At 45.9% G+C, this 20,850-nt stretch carries 24 protein-coding genes; 12 read left to right on the plus strand and 12 right to left on the minus strand.

What is annotated here, in order from left to right:
- The first annotated feature begins 206 nt into the window (after positions 1–206).
- Positions 207–428 (plus strand): hypothetical protein, encoded by a 222-nt coding sequence (locus A142_RS13315; RefSeq protein ID WP_019820269.1) that lies wholly within the window; start codon positions 207–209, stop codon positions 426–428.
- Between the two features lie 208 nt (positions 429–636).
- Positions 637–1,338 carry a hypothetical protein gene (locus A142_RS13320; protein ID WP_019820271.1) on the plus strand — a complete coding sequence of 234 codons (702 nt, stop codon included), beginning with the start codon at positions 637–639 and terminating at the stop codon, positions 1,336–1,338.
- Positions 1,339–1,501: 163 nt separating this feature from the next.
- Here the strand turns inward: A142_RS13320 and ccoG are convergent, their stop codons facing one another.
- The 3 genes from ccoG to A142_RS25165 all read right to left on the minus strand — a co-directional run bounded on the left by ccoG (position 1,502) and on the right by A142_RS25165 (position 3,810).
- Positions 1,502–2,920, minus strand: coding sequence for a cytochrome c oxidase accessory protein CcoG (gene ccoG, locus A142_RS13325; protein ID WP_019820273.1), 1,419 nt, complete (start codon positions 2,918–2,920; stop codon positions 1,502–1,504).
- A 327-nt stretch (positions 2,921–3,247) separates the two neighbouring features.
- On the minus strand, positions 3,248–3,511 hold the full coding sequence (locus A142_RS13330) for a YihD family protein (RefSeq protein WP_010433308.1): 264 nt from the start codon (positions 3,509–3,511) through the stop codon (positions 3,248–3,250).
- Between the two features lie 131 nt (positions 3,512–3,642).
- Positions 3,643–3,810 (minus strand): hypothetical protein, encoded by a 168-nt coding sequence (locus A142_RS25165; RefSeq protein ID WP_004739323.1) that lies wholly within the window; start codon positions 3,808–3,810, stop codon positions 3,643–3,645.
- A 283-nt stretch (positions 3,811–4,093) separates the two neighbouring features.
- Here A142_RS25165 and A142_RS13335 point away from each other — a divergent pair, with 283 nt between their 5' ends.
- Both A142_RS13335 and trhA read left to right on the plus strand, forming a co-directional pair.
- The gene (locus A142_RS13335) at positions 4,094–4,885 is read left to right on the plus strand and encodes a sporulation protein (protein WP_029405285.1); all 792 of its coding nucleotides are present in this window, start codon (positions 4,094–4,096) and stop codon (positions 4,883–4,885) included.
- A gap of 159 nt (positions 4,886–5,044) precedes the next feature.
- A complete protein-coding gene (trhA, locus tag A142_RS13340) occupies positions 5,045–5,698 on the plus strand; it encodes a PAQR family membrane homeostasis protein TrhA (RefSeq protein WP_019820279.1) in 654 nt (217 codons plus the stop codon).
- On the opposite strand, the gene A142_RS13345 is transcribed toward trhA, so the two are convergent.
- From A142_RS13345 to def, 6 genes are all read right to left on the minus strand, one after another.
- Positions 5,695–6,270: a DUF3157 family protein gene (locus A142_RS13345; RefSeq protein ID WP_019820281.1), complete on the minus strand. Its 576-nt coding sequence runs from the start codon at positions 6,268–6,270 to the stop codon at positions 5,695–5,697. The genes trhA and A142_RS13345 overlap by 4 nt on opposite strands.
- 26 nt (positions 6,271–6,296) lie before the next feature.
- A complete protein-coding gene (locus A142_RS13350) occupies positions 6,297–7,742 on the minus strand; it encodes a TrkH family potassium uptake protein (protein ID WP_019820282.1) in 1,446 nt (481 codons plus the stop codon).
- Between the two features lie 77 nt (positions 7,743–7,819).
- Complete coding sequence (gene trkA, locus A142_RS13355) at positions 7,820–9,196, minus strand: Trk system potassium transporter TrkA (RefSeq protein WP_004739332.1); 1,377 nt, start codon at positions 9,194–9,196, stop codon at positions 7,820–7,822.
- Between the two features lie 110 nt (positions 9,197–9,306).
- Positions 9,307–10,587, minus strand: coding sequence for a 16S rRNA (cytosine(967)-C(5))-methyltransferase RsmB (gene rsmB / locus A142_RS13360; RefSeq protein ID WP_017631532.1), 1,281 nt, complete (start codon positions 10,585–10,587; stop codon positions 9,307–9,309).
- 91 nt (positions 10,588–10,678) lie between these two features.
- Positions 10,679–11,626 (minus strand): methionyl-tRNA formyltransferase, encoded by a 948-nt coding sequence (fmt, locus tag A142_RS13365; protein ID WP_019820285.1) that lies wholly within the window; start codon positions 11,624–11,626, stop codon positions 10,679–10,681.
- 37 nt (positions 11,627–11,663) lie between these two features.
- Positions 11,664–12,176: a peptide deformylase gene (gene def / locus A142_RS13370; RefSeq protein WP_017058772.1), complete on the minus strand. Its 513-nt coding sequence runs from the start codon at positions 12,174–12,176 to the stop codon at positions 11,664–11,666.
- A gap of 140 nt (positions 12,177–12,316) precedes the next feature.
- On the opposite strand from def, the gene A142_RS13375 reads away from it, so the two are divergent.
- Genes A142_RS13375 through A142_RS13390 form a run of 4 tightly spaced genes read left to right on the plus strand, consistent with a single transcriptional unit; the run spans position 12,317 to position 15,579 of the window.
- The gene (locus tag A142_RS13375; RefSeq protein WP_019820290.1) at positions 12,317–13,408 is read left to right on the plus strand and encodes a LysM peptidoglycan-binding domain-containing protein; all 1,092 of its coding nucleotides are present in this window, start codon (positions 12,317–12,319) and stop codon (positions 13,406–13,408) included.
- Positions 13,405–14,517 (plus strand): DNA-processing protein DprA, encoded by a 1,113-nt coding sequence (gene dprA, locus A142_RS13380; RefSeq protein ID WP_019820291.1) that lies wholly within the window; start codon positions 13,405–13,407, stop codon positions 14,515–14,517. The genes A142_RS13375 and dprA overlap by 4 nt, the downstream gene beginning before the upstream one ends.
- A 3-nt stretch (positions 14,518–14,520) precedes the next feature.
- Positions 14,521–14,997: a DUF494 family protein gene (locus tag A142_RS13385; RefSeq protein ID WP_019820292.1), complete on the plus strand. Its 477-nt coding sequence runs from the start codon at positions 14,521–14,523 to the stop codon at positions 14,995–14,997.
- Positions 14,998–15,009: 12 nt separating this feature from the next.
- Positions 15,010–15,579 carry a DNA topoisomerase family protein gene (locus tag A142_RS13390; RefSeq protein ID WP_019820294.1) on the plus strand — a complete coding sequence of 190 codons (570 nt, stop codon included), beginning with the start codon at positions 15,010–15,012 and terminating at the stop codon, positions 15,577–15,579.
- Positions 15,580–15,646: 67 nt separating this feature from the next.
- Here A142_RS13390 and A142_RS13395 read toward each other — a convergent pair whose 3' ends face one another.
- Together A142_RS13395 and purE are read right to left on the minus strand one after the other, a co-directional pair.
- The gene (locus tag A142_RS13395; RefSeq protein ID WP_019820295.1) at positions 15,647–16,777 is read right to left on the minus strand and encodes a 5-(carboxyamino)imidazole ribonucleotide synthase; all 1,131 of its coding nucleotides are present in this window, start codon (positions 16,775–16,777) and stop codon (positions 15,647–15,649) included.
- Positions 16,778–16,782: 5 nt separating this feature from the next.
- A complete protein-coding gene (purE, locus tag A142_RS13400; protein WP_004735777.1) occupies positions 16,783–17,268 on the minus strand; it encodes a 5-(carboxyamino)imidazole ribonucleotide mutase in 486 nt (161 codons plus the stop codon).
- A 195-nt stretch (positions 17,269–17,463) separates the two neighbouring features.
- Here purE and A142_RS13405 point away from each other — a divergent pair, with 195 nt between their 5' ends.
- From A142_RS13405 to A142_RS13420, 4 genes are all read left to right on the plus strand, one after another.
- Positions 17,464–18,021: an L-threonylcarbamoyladenylate synthase gene (locus A142_RS13405; protein ID WP_029223376.1), complete on the plus strand. Its 558-nt coding sequence runs from the start codon at positions 17,464–17,466 to the stop codon at positions 18,019–18,021.
- Positions 18,022–18,040: 19 nt separating this feature from the next.
- A complete protein-coding gene (hemF, locus tag A142_RS13410; RefSeq protein ID WP_019820301.1) occupies positions 18,041–18,958 on the plus strand; it encodes an oxygen-dependent coproporphyrinogen oxidase in 918 nt (305 codons plus the stop codon).
- 77 nt (positions 18,959–19,035) lie between these two features.
- Positions 19,036–19,866, plus strand: coding sequence for a shikimate dehydrogenase (gene aroE, locus A142_RS13415; RefSeq protein WP_019820302.1), 831 nt, complete (start codon positions 19,036–19,038; stop codon positions 19,864–19,866).
- Positions 19,867–19,882: 16 nt separating this feature from the next.
- The gene (locus A142_RS13420) at positions 19,883–20,152 is read left to right on the plus strand and encodes a DUF1488 domain-containing protein (RefSeq protein ID WP_019820303.1); all 270 of its coding nucleotides are present in this window, start codon (positions 19,883–19,885) and stop codon (positions 20,150–20,152) included.
- Here A142_RS13420 and A142_RS13425 read toward each other — a convergent pair.
- Positions 20,149–20,694, minus strand: a complete 546-nt coding sequence (locus tag A142_RS13425; protein ID WP_019820304.1) for a gamma carbonic anhydrase family protein — start codon at positions 20,692–20,694, stop codon at positions 20,149–20,151. The two genes, A142_RS13420 and A142_RS13425, sit on opposite strands and share 4 nt — an antisense overlap.
- Between the last annotated feature and the right edge of the window lie 156 nt (positions 20,695–20,850).

A 20,850-nucleotide genomic window follows, 5' to 3' on the forward strand; every position in this document is an offset into this window, starting at 1 on the left:
TGTCGATGTGAACAACAACGAACAGCTAGCCAAGCTATTACATGCAATGAGCCGTAAAGAAGTCGGTAATTATTACGGCTTGAATATGGCACGTGAAGGGGTTGCCATGGCATGACCAAAGAAGACTGCAAGAAAATAGCAATTACCGTAGTAGGTGGCGTTCTCGCTGCCTACGCAATCAAGTATTTAAAAGGAAATAAACTACTATGAAAGCATTTCTAAAAGAGAAGCTGAGTATTGACCTTGAGCAACCATCAACGAAAAAAGGCATAGCATTAGTGGGGGCGGGTGTTGCACTAGCTGCGGGACATCCTGAGTTATTAACCGCTACAGTTACGGATGCGGGTGTGCAATATGGTGGTCTAATTGGTACGGTTGTACCGTTAGCTATGGGGTTGTGGGAAGCCTTCCGAAACGAGTTTAAGTAATATGGTTGAATTATTACAGTATCTCACGTCAATGGGTTTACCTCCCTCGATGTTAATTATCGTTGCTATATTCTGGCGACATAACAACCGACTTATCCGATTGGAAACTAAAGTCTTTTAGTTTTATAAAGCCCACTAACCTAAGTGGGCTTTATTGTTTTTGTTTGATACTATTTTGTGCGCATATGCAAATAGGGATAATGAACAAATGAAAAATAAAGGCTTAATAGTTGGTTTAATAGCGTCTGTATCACTAGTCGGTTGTGGTGGTGGGGGCGGTGGAAGTTCTACCCCTAGTAGTACTAGTCCATTTTCAGGCAGTGGGATTTATGTCAATACAGCGGACTTAGCTGTGATGGTAGTCGACTCTTCGCGTTCTGCTAATAATTTGGTGGTGGGTGATTTTGCGAATAATGGTGTTTACTTTACTGATAGTGCAATCACGACAGAAAAGCAGATGAAAACTAAGGGCGTAACGTACGCTGATGCATCAAGTTTCCTTAAAAGTAGTAGTCAGGAAATGACTGCTAATTTTACGGGTAATTCTGTGTCACTGACTGCGGTTTTTAATGGAAGCAATCTAGCGTACTCAATGGATAAAACGTCTGATTCTTTGCAACTATCTGAGATTGTAGGTACTCATACAAACCTTAGTGATGGTAGTACATGGACAATCAATGCTGATAGCTCTTTTACTGTAAATGGTATTTGTACAATCACAGGAACCCTTGTGCGTAATGGCGCGTATTTCAATGTAAACAACGCAAACGCTGTGTCATGTGCTCAAGCTTCAATGAATGGTACGTATAGCGGTGTGTTTCTTACCGTTAAGCATGGTGGTATAGATTATGTGGCTGGCTTGTTAGGAAATGATACTTCGTTGCTTTGGGGGAGTGCTCCAAAGAGTTAAAAAGAAAGCCCACTATTGCTAGTGGGCTTTTTGTTGTGGTCATTTTGTGGTTTTATTGTTTTTATTTTAATTTAAAAACAATGACTTAAAGTTAATCAAAAGGCTCATTACTGAGCCTTTTTCCATTTATTGGGTTGTTATACCAAGCACTAAGGTGCGGGTATCAGAGCTTCTTGATAAAGCGGCTTTCGACTTCCATCGTAAACTCTTCATTATCCGAGAGTATAAACTGAATTGTCGAAACTGGTGAGCTCAGTTTTTCTGGGTCGGCGCCTAAACTGATAGGTAGGTTCAAAACCTCGCCTGGATCGACAGTAATCGTCTGTTTGCCATACCAGATAGAGTCGGGCAGTCCGCTAACATCGAGTTTGTACTCTTGCTCTTGTTGAGTCTTGTTGATCACTTTCAAGGTGTAGGTGTTTTCAACCAGCCCTTGGTTATTGACTCTGAACAGCTGGTTTCTGTCACGCAGAACACTTAGTCCGGCAGGATCAACGCTCGCGATTTGGGCGAAGAACAAGCCCAGCATCACGATCAAGATGGCGCCATAGCCCAATAGCTTAGGACGCATTACCTTGGTCGAGTGACCTTCAAGTCTATGCTCGGTAGTGTAATTGATCAGGCCTTTCTCGTAGCCCATACGATCCATGGTTTTATCACAGGCATCGATACACGCGCCGCAGTTAATACACTCGTATTGCAAACCATCACGGATATCAATTCCCGTAGGGCACACTTGTACACACAGATTACAGTCAATACAGTCGCCTAGACCAAGCTCTTTTGGATCGGCTTTACGAGATCGAGGGCCACGGCTTTCACCACGTTCTGTGTTGTAACCAACAATGAAGGTATCTTTATCGAACATTGCCGACTGGAAACGTGCGTAAGGACACATGTGCAGACAAACAATTGAACGCATCCAACCCGCATTGGCATAAGTACATCCAGCAAAGAACAGTACCCAAAACACAGGCCAGAAAGACGAGTTAAAGGTAAAGAAGCCAACCACTAACTCTTTGATTGGGATGAAGTAACCAACAAAGGTTAAGCCCGTCGCAATCGCAATCGCCCACCACGCAATGTGTTTGAGGGTTTTTCTGACTATTAGATTGGTGGTCAGTTTGCCGGAATCTTGTTTTCTTCGTTTGTTAGCTGCGCCTTCAAGTTTCTCTTCAAACCAGATGTACATGAAGGTCCACACGGTTTGAGGGCAAAGGTAACCACACCACACACGGCCTAAAAAGGTGGTGATAAAAAACAGGCCGAATGCGGCAATCATGAAGAGGATCGCGAGCAGAGTCAGATCTTGTGGGTATAAGGTTGTGCCAAAGAAGTTGAACTGTTGGCTACCGATATCGAGCAAGATCGCTTGTCGCTCACCAAATGGAATCCACGGAATAAGTGCAAAAAGTAAAAGTAAGAACCAACCACCGTAGCGACGTAATTGTTGGAATTTACCTTTGCTTTCTCGAACGTAGATTCGGTTACTTGGGTTAAATCGATCTCCATTACCTTTATGTGTCTTCGGGTTAAAGGTTTTAGGAGTCACATCTTTGATATCGATTTTATCCTGACTCATGGACTATCCTTTTTGTGGCTGGTTTGCTCGGTTAAATCGAGCAAGACGACATTACTTTAAAGTGTGGTTTAGAGAACCTGTAGAAATTGAGCTTGATGCGTGAGTAGATATCGCACTTACTCTTATTATTTTAGAAGATTCTTATGGGTGGCGATTATAGCGACAATCTTGTTCTCATTTCTTTAACGCTATCAACCTTTAACAACAAAAGTCATAACAGTTGTGACGAAAAAATAGCGAACAGAAACAAAAAAGCGACCGAGTGGTCGCTTTTTAAAATTGAGAAATTTATCTATACGGCAATTACGCTGTTGAGCATTGAGGTAATTATAGGATGCCGCGCGCTTTTAGAATTGCGGTTTTGAAATCATCTTCTTGGTCTTTTTTAAGACCCGGGATCATTTCATCTTTCTCGCTGTTGCGCATTTTTAGGTGATAGATAAGAACATCGTCAGTCAGCTCTTCAAGTTTACCTTCGTAGCCGGCTTCTTTTGATAGCTTGATGATGAACTCTAACAAGTTAAGTTCTTGATCTTTCTGCCACTCAGGCTCCATCAGTTCCAGCAGTTCTTCTATGCGGTGACACTTCATACTTTATTCTCCACAAATTTTATAATGATTTGTGGCTAAGGTATCAAATCGGGTCGGGAATACCAATGTGTAAACGCATTTGGAGCAGGGAAAGAGGCAAGAAAAAAGCGCAGTAAAAACTGCGCTTTTTGTTAAGCGGCTTTAATTACTTTTGTTGTAGTCGGTGCTAATAAAGCAGTCTTCTCAACTAAAGTCATTGTTGGAGCCAATTTCTTTGCCGTTGGAGCAGCAACAAAGCCACTACGACGACGCATCGCACTACGGTTGGTGTGCGAGAACCTGACAGCTGTTGGGCGCATTCATTTACCTAACGGTCAGGCATATCCATTGCCAATCTAATGGCCTGATTTACCATGAGGTCCGCCTCAATTTCTTGAAGAGTCGCTCGTCTGGCTTTCGCCAATCCGAATAATAAATCAGGATAATGATATGCATGCATATCAAGGCTTAGATTATCACTATCTAACTTATCGATCGACGCCTGAGTGATAAATAGACGATATTAGAGCTAAAATAGTGTGAGCAGTATATTTGAGTTTGAACCTCTTTCAGGCTTAAGATGATGCTTTAAAGGAGGTGCATATGTCGTTCTTAAAGAAAACGTTAGCAAGTTTTGGTATTGGGTCTGCCAAGGTGGATTCTGTATTGCAACAGGAAGTGCTTTATCCAGGGCAAAAGGCGAGCATTATTGTGCATGTGTATGGTGGCGCTCAACCACAGGAGATCGACAACATCGATCTCAATCTGTGCTGTCGTTATGTCAAAGAAGTCACCATGAATTCGCAGAGACAAGAGGGCGGTCAAAAACGTCGAATGCACCAGACATACTCGTTGGCCAAATGGAGCCTACCGTATGCCTTTGTTATTCAGCCGGGTGAAACCCGTGATTTCGAGTGCGAATTTGATGTTCCGTTGAATACCCCAGTGACGATCGGCGATTCAAAAGTATGGCTTGAAACCGGATTAGACATTGCGATGGCGATAGACCCATCGGATAAGGATATTTTAACGGTTCGCCCAGATGCACTTCTCGATGGCATTTTTAATGAACTTGAAGCTCAAGGCTTACGCATTCGCCAAGTTGAGTGTGAAGCGGTAGAAGGCTTTGAACTGCCATTTGTTCAAGAGTTTGAGTTTGTTCCTACCACTGGTCCATATCATGGTCGCTGGCGTGAGCTGGAAGTGGTGGCTCATCGTGATGAAACCGAGCTTAAGTTGTGGTTTGAGATAGACCGTAATCGTGATGGTGCAAAAGGTATGTTGGCGAGCTTATTAGGCATTGGCCAGCTGCAGCGTCAATTGAGTGTGCCATTGGATACGTCACCACAAGATGCAGGCAAGATGGTGCTTGAGTATCTAGACAACGCTTCTTAGTTAGCTCTTTGGTTCTTTAGCTTTAGAGACCTTAGCTTCATCACACAGTTTTGGCGTTGTTATTAATGTCACAAGAGATGTCATAAAAATTTAAGCTTACACGTGTAAGCTTAATGTGCAATACTAGGCAAATCGAACATTTACTCTAGTAGGATAATCATGTCTGCATCATCGGCGAGCGAATACAGTGACATCGAAGAACGCGCCAATGCGATAACCCATGGCTTGGGTGTTGTGCTTGGCGTGGTTGGTTTAATCCTGCTACTGATTCGTGCGTTTGACCATCAAGCCGACATGTTGACTATTGCGAGCATGGCGGTATATGGCAGCAGTATTATCCTACTCTTTCTCGCTTCGACGCTTTATCACTCGATCACCACAGAAAAGACTAAACGCCTACTGAAAACCCTCGATCACTGTGCGATCTACTTACTGATCGCAGGAAGCTACACGCCATTTTTATTGGTGAGTTTAAGAACACCATTAGCGATGGGCTTGATGGCGGTGATTTGGGGAATCGCGTTGGTGGGCATCATTATGAAGATTGCTTTCGTGTACCGATTTAAGCGTTTGTCATTGGTGACTTACTTGGCGATGGGTTGGTTGTCGCTGATTGTGGTTTATCAACTGGCGATGAATATCGAGATGGGTGGTTTGGTACTACTAGCTCTTGGTGGTGTGATTTACTCGTTGGGTGTGATTTTCTACGTGGCAAAACGCATCCCTTACAATCATGCCATCTGGCACTTGTTTGTGTTGGCGGGCTGCGCTTGCCATTTCTTCGCTATCTATCTGTATGTGACTCCGGTTTAGCGAGTCAGTACTTCAACGATTTCAGCTTTGATTTGGTACTCAGGGTACTGTTCAACCGCTAGCTTGATAGAAGTACCTTCGGCATCTGTTTTTGGTCGAAGGTAGGTATCTGCCATACGCTTAATTGATTTCCAAACGGCTACGGTTTTCTCTTCTAACAATTCACCGCTCGCTGAATACAGACCGAGTTTTACCGACACTAAGATCACGGCTTGTGTGCTTTGGTTGGTAATCGCGGTTGGGATAATCAGCTCACCACCTTCATAGTGGCTCGCGCCTAGCACTACATCTACCCCGGATTGAGATAGTTGCAAGCTTGGCTTTTTGCTATCAACGACAATCGTCGTACCACGCACGTTGGTCGCAACTGGAACCGCTACAACAGGTGCTGCAGCGACAGGCACAGCGATCGCTGATGTTGTCGCTACCTCCTCCGCTTGCTCCTGTGCCACGTACTGCCATGTAAAGTCGTCTTTCAGCAGTATCTGTTTTCCATCTTGAAGAGTAACCATTTGGTCGGCGAAGGCTGAACTGCTCAGCAGTGCGCTTGCGATAAGTAGGTATGATTTCATGTCTGTTTCCTTAAATATTCGTGCAATTAGCGTCGCCAGAAGGCTGGGAAGAATAGAACGATCAGCGTCAGTATCTCAAGCCTTCCCATCAACATACCAAGGCTTAATAACCACTTAGCGGCATCTGGTAGGGGAGCAAAGTTACCCGTAGGGCCGATCACGCTGCCCATACCTGGACCAACGTTAGCTACCGCAGTAATAGCGCCTGAGATACTGGTGATTGGGTCTAACCCCATCGCACTCAAGCCGCCAGCGATTAAGATGATCGTAATAAAGAACATCAAACCAAACGCTACTAACGAACGCACGATGTCGTCACTGACAGGGCGTTGGTTATAGCGTTGAACAAACACACCTGACGGGTGAATCAACTTCATCATCTGTTTGTGAAGCATAGTCATCGCTATCTGGAAGCGGAAGATTTTGATACCACCAGAAGTTGAACCAGAACAAGCACCCGCCATCATCAGGAAGGCAAACAATGTGGTTGGCAGTGCGCCCCACGCTGTGAAATCTTCCAAGCCAAAACCTGTGGTTGTCACAACCGACACGATGTTGAACATCGAAACACGCATAGCATCCAATACTGTGTAGCCATCTCTGACCACCAGCCATGTGGATATCACAGCACTGGTGACTAAGAATAGGTAAGCGAAGCCTCTCACTTGGGCATCTTTGTAGAGGATAGAGAGCTTTCTACCGCGTAGCGCACTGACAAAAAGTAGGAATGGTAGCCCACCTAAGAACATGAACACGGTGCCTACCCAATGAGCGCTATTTGAGAAGTGGTTCATAGAGCCATCTGAGGTCGAGTAACCGCCAGTCGATAGTGTGGTGAATGAGTGGTTGATGGCATCAAAGACACTCATGCCCGCAAATAGGTAGCTCACTAAGCATAAGCCAGTTAATACCAGATAAACCGCTACGATGTTCTTGGCGACCGTTTTTGCTCTTGGGCTGCTTTTATCTGACCAATCGGATGATTCGGTTTGGAATAGGCGCATACCACCAACGTTGAGCATTGGCAGTACCGCTACCGCCATTACGATGAAACCGATGCCGCCGAGCCACTGCAATATAGAGCGCCACAGCAGAATGCTTGGTGCCATGCTGTCTAAGCCACTCAGTACCGTGGAACCTGTCGTAGTAATACCAGACATGGTTTCAAAGTAGGCGTCAGTGAAGCTGATATGGTTGATGAACACAAATGGCAGCGCGGCGAAGGCACTGGCAATCGTCCACACCAGAGAGGTGATCAGGAACATGTCCCGTACCCCAAGTCGGAACTTAGCTGAACGGCCTAAACTCAAGCAGATGAACGCCACAATGTGCGTGATCACCACCGATTGACCAAACTCGAGGAAGCCACCGGTGCCAGTAAAGAAGGCAACCAATGTGGGGATGTACATGAAAAGGGCGAGTTTTGATAACACTAACCCTATCACTAATAATATCGGACGAAAGTTGACCATAGCTTAATAGACCATCGCTTTGTGTCGGAGCTTCGTTCTCACTAGAAGGTTGTGAGAAGAAGCTTACGAGAACAAGGCTATAAGAAGAACGGGCTCGGTTGGAATAGAGACTCAACATCAGGTACGTATTTCTTGTCCACTAGGAACATAACTACGTGGTCATCCTGTTCGATTACGGTTCTATCGTGCGCGATCAGTACCTCTTCCCCGCGAACAATCGCACCAATAGTCGTGCCCGGTGGTAGTTTTATGTCGCCAATTGCTCGGCCAACGACTTTAGATGTGGTTTCGTCACCGTGAGCAATCGCTTCGATCGCCTCTGCAGCGCCACGGCGTAGAGAGGATACGTTTACAATATCAGCACGACGAACATGAGTAAGCAGCGCAGAAATGGTCGCTTGTTGTGGAGAGATAGCAATATCAATCACACCTCCCTGAACAAGGTCGACGTAAGCACCACGTTGAATCAGTACCATTACCTTCTTGGCACCCATTCGCTTAGCCAGCATTGCTGACATGATGTTGGTTTCATCTTCATTGGTTAGGGCAATGAACACATCAACCTGATCGATGTTCTCTTCAGTTAGCAGCTCTTGGTCTGCTGCGTCACCACAGAATACGATGGTGTTTTCTAACTCTTCAGACAGCTTCTCTGCACGAGTGTAGCTGCGCTCAATAAGCTTGATGCTGTAGCTCTGTTCAAGGCGTTTCGCCAAGCTTGCACCAATGTTACCACCACCAACAATCATGATGCGGCGGTACGGTTTCTCTAGGCGTTGCAGCTCACTCATCACTGAGCGGATATGGTTACTTGCCGCTACAAAGAACACTTCATCATCGGCTTCAATGATGGTGGTGCCTTGTGGGCGAATAGGGCGACCTTGACGGAAGATAGCCGCAACACGAGTATCGATGTGTGGCATGTGCTCACGTAAAGCAGATAGGGCATTACCAACCAGTGGACCACCGTAGTAGGCTTTTACCGCCACTAGGCTCACTTTCTGTTCTGCGAAGCTCACCACTTGTAGTGCGCCTGGGTATTGAATCAAACGTTCGATATAGCTGGTGACCAGTTCTTCCGGTGCGATCAGGTGATCGACAGGGATAGCGCCTGATTTGAACAGCGCTTCTTTCTCTTCCAGATATTCTGGAGAACGAATACGGGCAATTCGGTTTGGCGTGTTGAAAAGAGAGAAGGCAACCTGACATGCGGCCATGTTGGTTTCATCCATGTTGGTTACGGCAACCAACATGTCGGCATCTTGTGCACCCGCTTCACGTAGTGTGTTCGGATGGCTGGCATAGCCGTTTACAACCCTAAGGTCGTATTTGTCTTGAAGTTCACGCAGTCGGTCGGCATTACGGTCGACGATCGTGATGTCATTGTTTTCACCTACTAGGTTTTCAGCAAGGGTACCGCCTACTTGTCCAGCACCTAGGATAATGATCTTCATAGCCTTTCTCTTATTTTTGCCGTTGTAATTCAAGTGCACGCATTTTGCTTCGATAATGCACTAGAAAGAAACAGCGGCTAAGAAATAAAATTCTTAGCCGCTGTTAATTGTTATGCCTGTTTTACTAGAACTGCGTAGTAGAAGCCATCCATATCTTCTTCACCAGGCAGTATTTGACGCCCCGGATTTTCGATATCAGACCCAACTAGCGTTGCGTTCTCGGTACGCTCTAGGAAAGCTTTCACTTGCAGAACGTTTTCTTGCGGTGTGATTGAGCATGTCGCGTAAACCATGGTGCCGCCTTCTTTTAGCTGACGCCACATTGCATCCATGATCTCACTTTGTAGTTCAGCGAGTGCATCAATATCAGATGCACGGCGTAGCCACTTGATGTCAGGGTGACGGCGGATTACACCCGTCGCTGAACAAGGCGCATCAAGTAGGATACGGTCAAACTTATCGCCCATCCACCACTCTTCAGGGTAGCGAGCATCGCCACAAATTACGTCGGCACGCAGTTGTAGGCGTTCAAGGTTATCGTAAACACGGTCTAGTCGTTTAATATCACAGTCAATGGCAACCACTTCAGTGTCATTGGTGTGCTCAAGAATGTGTGCGGTTTTACCGCCTGGCGCTGCACAACAATCTAGGATTAGTTCACCATCTTTTGGTGTGAGGTAATCTACAGAAAGCTGAGCCGCTGCGTCTTGCACTGATACCCAGCCTCTGTCGAAGCCCGGTAGTAAAGTCACATCACAAGGTGCGGCTAATTTTATGGCATCCGCCGCTTCTGGGTGCAGTGTGTATTCAATGTTTTCGTTTTTAAGCAGTTCAACGTACTCGTCACGCGTGTGGTGTTGGCGGTTTACGCGCAGCCACATTGGTGCCTTGCTGTTGTTTGCTTCAACCAGTTGCTCCCATTGATCTGGGTAGCTTTCTTGAAGCATTTTTAGAATCCAGCTTGGGTGGCCATATTTGCCCGCATTGTGGCTAACCGCTTTCTCATCCAGCTCTTCTTGGTCACGTAGGTAGCTACGTAATACCGCGTTGATCAAACCACTTAGGCTTGGACCACGCAGTGTTTTGGTGCCCTCAACGGTTTCCGCAACGGCAGCGTGCGAAGGAATACGCATGAAGCTCAGTTGGTAAATGCCCACCAAAATAAGGTGGTGGAATACACGCTTTTTACCTTTAAGCGGGTTTTCCATCAGTTCGTTAGCGATTGACTCTAGACGAGGCAGGTAACGAAGTGCGCCGTAGCAAATCTCTTGCAATAGAGCATGGTCTCGCGGGCGGATCGTTTTTTGAGCCGCAGGGAGAGCGTGTGATAGAGAGTGGCCTTTATCGACAACTTGAAATAGGACATTTGCAGCAGCAGCGCGAACATTCATGAGGGGTACCGAATATTTATTTGAATACATGAGGGCATCTCTGCCCTCGTAAAGGTTTTCTAAGCTGCGCTTATCGCAGCTTTAAAAGCGGTTAAGAAAGTTGAGTTCCAACTTCAAACCAGCTTGCACGAGAGTTCAAGATATCCTGAACTGACATGGCTTTTTTACCTGGCACTTGCAGCTGTTCAAGAACAAGTACACCTTGTCCTGTTGCTACGTAGATACCCGTTTTATCGGCTTGCAGAATAGTACCTGCAGGCTTATCAGAGGTTTGCTCTGCCACACGGCTTTGCCATACTTTGATGCTGTTTTCCGCAGCTTCAAAGTGGCTCATTGGCCATGGGTTGAAGGCACGAACGCAGCGCTCAATATGAGCCGCGTCATCACTCCAGTTGATACGCGCTTCTTCTTTACTTAGCTTCTTCGCGTAGTTAGCAAGTTCGTCGTCTTGCTTTTCAGCCACCGCTTTACCAGAAGCGATGTCAGACAAATATTCAACAAGCGCATCAGGGCCAAGGTCAGCTAGCTTTTCATACATTGAAGCGCTGGTATCTTTCGCTTCAATTGGTAACGTAGCAATGCTTAGCATGTCACCCGTGTCTAGGCCGATATCCATCTGCATGATCGTCACGCCAGTCTCTTTATCACCCGCCCAGATAGAGCGTTGAATTGGAGCAGCACCACGCCAGCGCGGCAAGATAGAACCATGCACGTTGATACAACCTAAGCGAGGCGTATCTAAAACCACTTGTGGAAGCAATAAGCCGTACGCTACAACAACCATGATGTCAGCATTCAAATCCGCTAGATCTTGCTTAGCTTCATCTGACTTGAAGTTTTCTGGTTGGTAAACCGGAATATTGTTTTCAAGTGCGATGTTTTTTACTGGGCTCGCAGTCAGTTTTTTACCGCGGCCTGCTGGACGATCTGGCTGTGTGTAAACAGCAATAACTTCATGCTCCGAAGACAACAACGCCGCCAAGTGACGGGCGGCGAAATCCGGAGTACCTGCGAAGACAATTCTTAAAGACTGACTCAAGGTAGGCTTCCTTCTAATTTAGTAATAGCAGCGGTGATTAACCCTGTTTCTCGTTGAAACGTTTAATCTTCGCTAGCTTATCTTGGATACGTTTACGCTTTAGTGGCGATAGGTAATCAACAAACAACTTGCCTTCTAGGTGGTCAAGTTCGTGCTGAACACAGATAGCCAGAAGGTCATCAGCGTCGAATGTGAATTCGTTGCCGTCACGGTCCAATGCTTTAACCGTTACTTCTGCAGCGCGAGGTACTAGAGCTCGAGCGCCTGGTACAGATAGGCAGCCTTCTTCGATACCATCTTCGCCGCGTTTTTCGGTGATTTCAGGGTTGATCAGAACCATAGGCTCATCACGCGTCTCTGAAATATCGATAACAACGATGCGCTGGTGGAAATCTACTTGCGTTGCCGCAAGGCCGATACCTTCTTCGTCGTACATGGTTTCAATCATGTCATCAACGAACTTTTGAATCTCTGGGGTAACTTCTTTTACCGGTTTCGCCACGGTACGTAGACGATCATCTGGTAATGTTAATACTTGTAATACAGACATATACACTCGAAATATTGAACTGTGCCGAAACAGCTTAAACCTTGTTGGCTCAATTCTAGACATTTTAGAGGTCAAATGACAGCATCCTGAAGGTAATTCTCCAATCAGATGTCATATATTCAGACCAAGGAACCTAGGTCATGCGTCATTTATTCCCTGCTTTATCTCTTATTTGTGCCTCGATTTCGTTCGCCGCTACGGCTGAAAATAGTGAGCAACCTTTAACCATTAAACAGGGCGCACCCGAGGCGTATGTGGTGGTTAAGGGGGATACTTTGTGGGATATCTCTGCGATGTATCTCGATAGTCCATGGTTGTGGCCAAGGTTATGGCAAGTGAACCCAGAGATAGAAAATCCTCATCTCATTTACCCCGGAGATAAACTGTCTTTGGTTTGGATTAATGGCGAGCCTGTATTGAGCCTCAAGCCCGTTATCAAACTTAGCCCTAAGATTCGTGTCTCTGAGAAGAAAGCAGTACCTACCGTCAATGAGGGGCTGGTTCTGCCTTATTTACAGTCTGATCGCTTGGTAGAGCAGCAAGATATCCAATCGGCACAACGAGTATTAGGAACCAGTGATGGTAAACGTTTCTTATCGGGTGCAGACCGGTTATTTATCTCAGGTAACCAGCAGCATAAAAAGTGGGGTATCTACCGCGCCGTTGAAACCTACCAACGACAGCAACCCCAAGCGACTATGACCTCGTTGCGTTTGGTTGCCACTGCGCGCTTAAAAGAGGTGGATGCTGAGTTCAGCAGCTTGCAGATAAACACTCAACTGCAAGAGGTACTGCTTAATGACCTTGTGCTACCAGAACTTGGTGTTGATCAGGTGAAGCTCTCTACCACTTTTTATCCTGCACCTAGTGCGGCGGGTCAGTTTGCTAACATCTTGGGCTCATTAGATGGCAGCCAATACAGCGCGAAGAATCAGGTGGTAGTGATCAACAAAGGTTCACAGGATAACCTTCGCCAAGGCTCTATGTTTACGCTCAGCGAAAGCGGTGCGGTGGTGTTTGGTAAGCAAGGTGAATACAGTTATAAAGAGTCTGCGGCGAGCGATAAGGTGCAATTGCCAAGTACCTCACTGGGTAGCTTGATGGTCATTCGTCCCTATGAGTATTTTAGCCTCGCGTTGATCACTCAAAGCTCTAAGCCTGTTAGTAATGACATTCTGGCTGTATCGCCTTTGGATCTTGCTTTGACGGAAGAGATTAAGGGCACCGAGTGAATGAGCAACAACTGAGTGCTTGGCTAACTCTAAGTTTTGTACCGCAATTGGGTGGCAAGCGACTTTCTCGACTGCTGAGCATTGATTCTCCTTTTAATATTGTTGGCTACTCAAGCCAGCAACTGCAAGCGATTGGCTTGTCAGCTAAGCAAATCTCCTATTTAAGAGAGCAAGCCCCAAGAGAAGTGGAGGCTTGCCTAGCGTGGCAAGCAAGACAACCCAACCATCACATCATTACCCCGAATTGCTCGCATTATCCCAAACTGCTCAACGAGATCGCCTCTGCGCCGAGCGTGCTTTTCGTTAGAGGTCACGTTGAAAAGCTGATTGAACCTCAAATCGCCATGGTCGGCAGTCGCAATGCCAGTCTCGAAGGGCTACAGACCGCGAAGTCTTTCGCCAAAGAGTTCGTCCAAAACGGTTTGATTGTCACCAGTGGCTTAGCTTTAGGTATCGATGGCTATGCTCATGATGGTGCTCTAGATAAAGGAGGGGAAACTTTTGCAGTGTTGGGTTCCGGTTTGGACTCCATTTACCCAGCACGACACCGAACCCTAGCCGATAGAATCTGTGAGAATGGCGCGCTGATTTCAGAGTTTCGACCTAGTGCTAAACCAAGACCTGAACATTTTCCCCGTCGTAACCGTATTATAAGTGGTCTGTCGTTAGGAACCTTGGTGGTTGAAGCGGCTGAGAAGAGTGGCTCTTTGATTACGGCTCGATATGCGATGGAGCAAGGTCGAGAAGTGTTTGCGTTGCCCGGTTCAATTCATAGCCCAACCAGTCGTGGAGGTAACAGTCTCATTAAAGCTGGAGCATGTTTAGTGCAAAATGCTCAAGATGTTCTGATTGAAATAAAGAGTCTGTTAAACTGGTCTATAGATCAACAGCCGAGCTTATTCGAACCTACGCAGAATGAGGGTGAAAATGAACAATTGCCATTTCCACAGCTGTTAGCTAACGTAGGATTAGAGGCGACACCCGTTGATATTTTGGCACAGAGAACCCATATACCTGTGCATGAAGTCATGATGCAGCTTTTAGAGCTTGAGCTCTCAGGGCATGTTGTTGCAGTTTCCGGTGGCTATATTCGAAAGGGGAGAGGCTAAGCTATGATGATGGACATACTGATGTACTTGTTTGAAACCTACATCCATAGCGATTCTGAATTGCAGGTGGATCAAGACGAACTTGAAGATGAGCTTCTTCGAGCAGGGTTTCACCAAGACGATATTTATAAGGCCCTCCATTGGTTAGAAGATCTTGCGGCACTGCAAGATACTGACAACCAAGCGGCGATTAGTGTGTGTTCCAATACCTCGATGCGTATTTATACCAGTCGAGAAATTTCACGTATTAATATGGAGTGTCGAGGTTTCTTACTGTTTCTTGAACAGATCAACGTACTCACGACAGAGATTCGTGAAATGGTGATTGATCGTGTGATGGGACTTGAGACAAACGAATTTGAATTGGATGATCTGAAATGGATTATCTTAATGGTGCTATTTAATGTACCGGGTAATGAAAGTGCTTACACGCAAATGGAAGAGCTGTTGTACACCAAAGAGCAAGGTATCTTGCATTAATACAGGCTTGTCATGAGTAGTAAGATTGATAATCAGCTTTTTTCAGCACATGAACATGCATTAGAGCATGAACCATGCCCACAGTGTGGTGGAGATCTTCAGCTTCGCCATGGCAAGCATGGCCCATTTTTAGGCTGTAAGCAGTATCCTAGCTGTGATTACATCAAGCCGTTGCATCAAAACGATGGACACGTGGTGAAAGAGCTGGGTGTGCCGTGTCCTAAATGCCAAAACGAATTGGTATTAAGGCAAGGCCGCTTTGGGATGTTCATTGGTTGTAGCAGCTACCCAACGTGTAATCACATCGAATCTTTGGACCAACCCAAAGAACAAGCTGAAGAGCAGCCACTTGTTGCTTGCCCTGAGTGTGGCAGAGGCCATTTGGTTGAGCGTAAATCTCGCTATGGCAAAACCTTCTATGCTTGTGATAACTACCCTAAGTGTAAGTTCGCAGTAAACCAACCACCTATTATCGGTCGTTGTGAAGAGTGTCAGTTTCCGTTGTTACTTGAGAAGAAAACAGCCAATGGAACCAAGAAACAATGTGCTGATCGCAAGTGTCACCACATTCAATCTCAATAACCTGATGTTATAGAAAAAAACGGCGCTCACTGAGCGCCATTTTTATATCAATAAGTCAACGTAGGGCTTACTTCATTTGCTCAGCAAACTCATGCACAGCAGGGTAGGCTTGCTTATCAAGAATATCAGCCAATGAGCACAACGCTCTTTGCAGCTCTGCGTTGTAGTCAGCGCTCACGTTAATGTGGCCCATCTTACGACCTGCACGCTTCTCTTTGCCATACCAATGAACATGACAGCCACCTTGAGCCAGAATAGCCTCAGGTAGGGTATCTTCACCAAGAATGTTGATCATTGCGGTTGGGCGAATCAGCTTAGTACTGCCTAGTGGCATACCACACACAGCACGTAGGTGGTTCTCAAACTGACAAGTTTCAGCGCCTTGCTGTGTCCAGTGGCCAGAGTTATGAACGCGTGGTGCAATCTCATTAACCAGCAGTGAACCTTTAACATCAAAGAACTCTAACGCTAGCACGCCAACGTAATCCAAACGTTCTGCAACAGCGGTGAACATGGTTTTTGCTTGCTCTTGCAGTTCAATGTCATCAATCGCTGTCGATAAGCTCAACACGCCATCGGTGTGAACATTTTCAGCCAGTGGGTACACTTGAATCTCGCCATTAGTGCCACGAGCACCAACCAGTGATACTTCGCGGTCAAACGGAACGAACTCTTCAGCCACAATCGCTTGGTTGTCTGTTGCTGCAATGCACTCAGCCATTTCTGTCCAAGTCGCGTCAACATTGTCTAATGTCTTTAAGCGCCACTGGCCTTTGCCATCGTAGCCGCCAAGTGTGCTCTTCAAGACCATTGGCAAGCCTACGTGAGCAATCGCAGCGTCAAAGTCTTCGCGAGAGTTAATCACGTAGTACTTAGCATTTTTCACGTTTGCTTCGTCTAACAGGGCTTTTTCAAGACGACGGTCACCGCCAGCTTTGATTGCTTCTGTTGTCGGTAAGAACTTACCGCTGCGCTCACATACCTCAAGCACGTCGTGAGGGATATGTTCGAACTCTGCAGTAATGACGTCCGCACGCTCAATCGCATTGTCTAAGCCGTTGCCTAGAATTGCTTGCGTTAATGGGTGAACAATATTTTTGCTGCCAACATCAAAAGCAGAAATTTCAATATTCAGCGGTGCCCCAGCTAGGGACATCATGCGAGCAAGTTGGCCCGCGCCTAACACAAGAACATGCATGGGAATTAGTCCTCTGCAGGGTTTGGATTAGCAAGAACCGTTTCTGTTTGCTCAGAGCGGAACGCTTCTACTTTCGCCATCACTTCTTCATTGTGTGTACCAATGATTTGAGCGGCTAGGATGCCAGCGTTAGCAGCACCAGCTTCACCGATAGCCAGAGTACCTACCGCGATACCTTTTGGCATTTGTACGATAGAAAGCAGTGAGTCCATGCCTTTCAGTGCTTTAGACTGAACAGGAACACCTAAAACAGGTACGCTTGTGAAAGCTGCAGCCATGCCCGGAAGATGCGCAGCACCGCCAGCACCCGCAATAATCACTTTAATACCGCGCTCTTTCGCACTGGTTGCGTAGTCAGCAAGCAACTGAGGTGTGCGGTGAGCAGAAACCACTTTTGTTTCGTACGCCACGCCAAACTGATCCAACATTTCTGCAGCTAGCTTCATTGTTGGCCAATCAGATTTAGAACCCATGATAATACCGACAGTCATCTCAAACTCCTTCAGGTACGATTTAATTAGTGATTAGATATTTTGCGCGCATTATACGGGTAAAATGGCTTAAGGAAAACGTTTGCGTCGGTCTAAGTTGTTAATTGATACATTTTATAAACAAATAGCTTTAGTCACAGTGAATGATAATTTGTACACTTAGCGAGTTCGATAACAGAATTAATGAGGCAACCCTTGGATAACTTTCAACATACTTTGCAGGCATTACAACAAGGTGAAGTCATTGCTTACCCGACTGAAGGCGTTTTTGGGGTCGGTTGTGATCCCGATAATCCACAAGCCATTAAGAAATTGCTCGATTTAAAACAGCGGCCGATGGAGAAAGGGTTGATCCTAATTGCTGCGAGTTACGAGCAGTTGCTGCCCTATATTGATGAAAGCCAGTTGACGGAAGCACAGTTAGCGACCGTAAAAGCAACATGGCCGGGACCTGTGACTTGGATAATGCCAACCAGCAGTAAAGTGACTGATTGGGTCAGTGGCCAGTTTGATTCCATCGCGGTACGAGTGACGGATCACCCTTTGGTTCAAAGAATGTGTAATGAGTTCGGCAAGCCGTTAACCTCGACTAGTGCTAACCTGACAGGTGAACCGCCTTGTATGACGACTGAAGAAGTTCAACAGCAACTGGGTCAACATTTGGTGGCTATTTTAGAAGGTCAAACGGGTGGTCGTGAGAAGCCAAGCGAAATTAGAGATGCAAAAACGTCGAAAATATTAAGACAGGGTTAAACCCTGCAGAGGAAGAAAGATGTCAGCAATTGATAAAGAAGCAGTAAAACAGTTTTTACTGAGCCTACAAGATTCGATTTGCCAGCAGCTTGAGCAAGCTGATGGTACTGCACTGTTTGAAGAGGATGCATGGGAGCGTGAACCTGGCGATCGCCTCGGTGGCGGTGGTCGCACTCGTGTGATGACCAACGGTGCGGTCTTTGAGCAAGGTGGTGTTAATTTTTCTCACGTTGCAGGTAAGGCAATGCCGGCTTCAGCAACCGCTCACCGCCCTGAATTAGCTGGACGTAAGTTTGAAGCGATGGGTGTATCGTTAGTTATCCACCCTAAAAACCCTTATATCCCAACCTCACACGCCAACGTACGATTCTTTATTGCCGAAAAGGAAGGGGAAGACCCTATCTGGTGGTTCGGTGGTGGTTTTGATTTAACGCCATTCTATCCAGTAGATGAAGATTGCCAGTCTTGGCATCAAACCGCCAAAGATCTGTGCGCACCATTTGGTGATAACGTGTATCAAGAGCACAAAGAGTGGTGTGATAAATACTTCTACTTGCCTCACCGTGATGAAACGCGCGGTGTTGGTGGTCTGTTCTTTGATGACTTAAATGAGTGGGGTTTCGATAAAAGCTTTGCTTACATGCAGGCGGTCGGTGAAGGCTTTGCTGCGGCGTACTTGCCTATTGTCGAGCGTCGCAAAGAGACACCTTATGGCGAACGTGAGCGTGACTTCCAACTATACCGTCGTGGCCGTTATGTTGAATTTAACCTAGTGTATGACCGTGGCACCCTATTTGGTCTACAAAGCGGTGGTCGTACAGAGTCTATCTTGATGTCTATGCCGCCATTGGCTCGTTGGGAATACCGTTACGAACCACAAGCCGGGTCACCAGAAGCTCTGCTTTATAGTGACTACCTAAAACCGCGAGTTTGGTAGCTCTTCCTTCCTTATAGGGATAGTGATAGGGTCATCTATATAGATGACCCTTTTTATTATTTCTGTTAGGTAAGGATATGACACAGCAAGTAGATCGTTATGCCGTTTTCGGTAACCCTATTGGGCAAAGCAAATCGCCATTCATTCACACATTATTTGCTCGCCAAACCAATCAACAACTTACCTATACAGCACTGCAGCCAGAACAAGGTCAATTCATTACCGCGGCTAAAGCTTTTTTTAGCGAAGGTGGTAGAGGGTGTAATGTCACTGCGCCATTTAAAGAAGATGCTTATCAGTTTGCCAACCGCCTAACGGAAAGGGCTCAATTAGCTGGTGCCGTTAATACATTGAAGAAATTAGATGACGGAGAGATCATCGGTGATAACACTGATGGCGAGGGTCTCGTTCAAGACTTACTTCAGCATCAAGTGGTATTAGAGGGTGCTCGAGTTCTCTTGCTAGGTGCTGGTGGTGCAGCAAGAGGTGTAATTCAGCCCCTTCTTGATCAAAAACCACAACAATTGGTGGTTGCTAACCGAACCAGTTCCAAAGCTGAACTCCTAGCTGAGATGTTTTCTTCAAACGGCAATGTCAAAGGAATGGGACTAAGTGATGTGAACGAAGGCTTTGATGTCATCATTAACTCCACGTCATCAGGTCTAAGTGGTCAGCTCCCTGAAGTTTCCGATGTCATCTTTAATACAAATAGCGCCGTCTATGACATGGTCTACGGATCTGGAACGACAGTATTTAATCAGTGGGCGTTAGATAATGGTGTTCATGCTGCTTATGATGGTTTAGGTATGCTGGTGGGTCAGGCTGCAGAGAGCTTCATGCTATGGCGTGGTCTTCGTCCGGGAACCAAGCAGATCTTAAGAGAGCTACGTAGAAATCTAGAGATGTAACAAGGTAATTATAAAAATGAATCAATCAATCTTATTCCCTGACATCCAAGATTGGGATCAAGAAAGTCAGTCTATTGTTTTCCCAGCACAACAGTCTGGTGCGTTGATCGAATGTGTTGTGTCTATTGAAGAGTTGTCTCAATTGGCTGGTAAAGATATAGAAGAAGGAAAACAAGCGCTGTCTATATTTTCTGAGCTTCGTTTTGATATTGAAGAATTAGCAGAAGAGCTAATAGAAGAAGAGGAGTATGACTCCTCTAATCGAATTCAGATCAAAGCACTTTAAACAGGAAGCACAGAGTCTAGATAGTCGTTTTTATTCTGGACATAGTTGTCAGCCGACTTCTGCAAGAAAGCACGTTCTTTATCATTTAATAGGCGTGCTTGCTTAACGGGGCTTCCTACATATAGGTAACCGCTCTCAAGTACCTTGTTAGGTGGAACCAAGCTTCCCGCACCAATTATCACTTCTTGTTCGATAACCACACCATCCAGCACAATAGCTCCCATACCTACGAGTACGCGATCCTTAATAGTGCAGCCATGCAGCATGACTTTATGACCGATAGTGACATCATTACCTATTAATAGAGGATAACCCTCAGGGTTTTCTGCATTCTTGTGGGTAACATGCAGAACACTACCATCTTGGATATTGGTTCTATCGCCTATATGTATGTGGTTCACATCCCCTCGAGCTGCAACCAAAGGCCATACACTAGAGTCATCACCGATTTTGATATCACCAACCAGTACCGAACTTGTATCTATATAGACACCTTGCCCGATCTGGGGTGATATACCTTTGTAACTGCGTATTGAACTCATAAATCCTCCTTTATATAGCCACCTTAAGTCCTTAATTAAGGGGAATACTAGTGAAAATAGCGTGTTTTGAACAAAAAACGCTCGAACAATCAAAAAAGTAAGAAAAACTTAAAAAAGGGCTTGCCAGTGTGATCGAAATCTCTATAATGCCACCTC

It is taken from the genome of Vibrio splendidus 12E03, assembly GCF_000272105.2.
Taxonomy (GTDB): Bacteria; Pseudomonadota; Gammaproteobacteria; order Enterobacterales; family Vibrionaceae; genus Vibrio; species Vibrio splendidus_I.

Excerpts from the sequence above, each read along its gene's own strand:
- A142_RS13315 (WP_019820269.1), top strand. The coding sequence starts at position 207 with ATGAAAGCATTTCTAAAAGAGAAGCTGAGTATTGACCTTGAGCAACCA.
- A142_RS13320 (WP_019820271.1), top strand. The coding sequence starts at position 637 with ATGAAAAATAAAGGCTTAATAGTTGGTTTAATAGCGTCTGTATCACTA.
- ccoG (WP_019820273.1), bottom strand. The coding sequence starts at position 2,920 with ATGAGTCAGGATAAAATCGATATCAAAGATGTGACTCCTAAAACCTTT.
- A142_RS13330 (WP_010433308.1), bottom strand. The coding sequence starts at position 3,511 with ATGAAGTGTCACCGCATAGAAGAACTGCTGGAACTGATGGAGCCTGAG.
- A142_RS25165 (WP_004739323.1), bottom strand. The coding sequence starts at position 3,810 with ATGCGCCCAACAGCTGTCAGGTTCTCGCACACCAACCGTAGTGCGATG.
- A142_RS13335 (WP_029405285.1), top strand. The coding sequence starts at position 4,094 with ATGTCGTTCTTAAAGAAAACGTTAGCAAGTTTTGGTATTGGGTCTGCC.
- trhA (WP_019820279.1), top strand. The coding sequence starts at position 5,045 with ATGTCTGCATCATCGGCGAGCGAATACAGTGACATCGAAGAACGCGCC.
- A142_RS13345 (WP_019820281.1), bottom strand. The coding sequence starts at position 6,270 with ATGAAATCATACCTACTTATCGCAAGCGCACTGCTGAGCAGTTCAGCC.
- A142_RS13350 (WP_019820282.1), bottom strand. The coding sequence starts at position 7,742 with ATGGTCAACTTTCGTCCGATATTATTAGTGATAGGGTTAGTGTTATCA.
- trkA (WP_004739332.1), bottom strand. The coding sequence starts at position 9,196 with ATGAAGATCATTATCCTAGGTGCTGGACAAGTAGGCGGTACCCTTGCT.
- rsmB (WP_017631532.1), bottom strand. The coding sequence starts at position 10,587 with ATGAATGTTCGCGCTGCTGCTGCAAATGTCCTATTTCAAGTTGTCGAT.
- def (WP_017058772.1), bottom strand. The coding sequence starts at position 12,176 with ATGTCTGTATTACAAGTATTAACATTACCAGATGATCGTCTACGTACC.
- A142_RS13375 (WP_019820290.1), top strand. The coding sequence starts at position 12,317 with ATGCGTCATTTATTCCCTGCTTTATCTCTTATTTGTGCCTCGATTTCG.
- A142_RS13385 (WP_019820292.1), top strand. The coding sequence starts at position 14,521 with ATGATGATGGACATACTGATGTACTTGTTTGAAACCTACATCCATAGC.
- A142_RS13390 (WP_019820294.1), top strand. The coding sequence starts at position 15,010 with ATGAGTAGTAAGATTGATAATCAGCTTTTTTCAGCACATGAACATGCA.
- A142_RS13395 (WP_019820295.1), bottom strand. The coding sequence starts at position 16,777 with ATGCATGTTCTTGTGTTAGGCGCGGGCCAACTTGCTCGCATGATGTCC.
- purE (WP_004735777.1), bottom strand. The coding sequence starts at position 17,268 with ATGACTGTCGGTATTATCATGGGTTCTAAATCTGATTGGCCAACAATG.
- hemF (WP_019820301.1), top strand. The coding sequence starts at position 18,041 with ATGTCAGCAATTGATAAAGAAGCAGTAAAACAGTTTTTACTGAGCCTA.
- aroE (WP_019820302.1), top strand. The coding sequence starts at position 19,036 with ATGACACAGCAAGTAGATCGTTATGCCGTTTTCGGTAACCCTATTGGG.
- A142_RS13420 (WP_019820303.1), top strand. The coding sequence starts at position 19,883 with ATGAATCAATCAATCTTATTCCCTGACATCCAAGATTGGGATCAAGAA.
- A142_RS13425 (WP_019820304.1), bottom strand. The coding sequence starts at position 20,694 with ATGAGTTCAATACGCAGTTACAAAGGTATATCACCCCAGATCGGGCAA.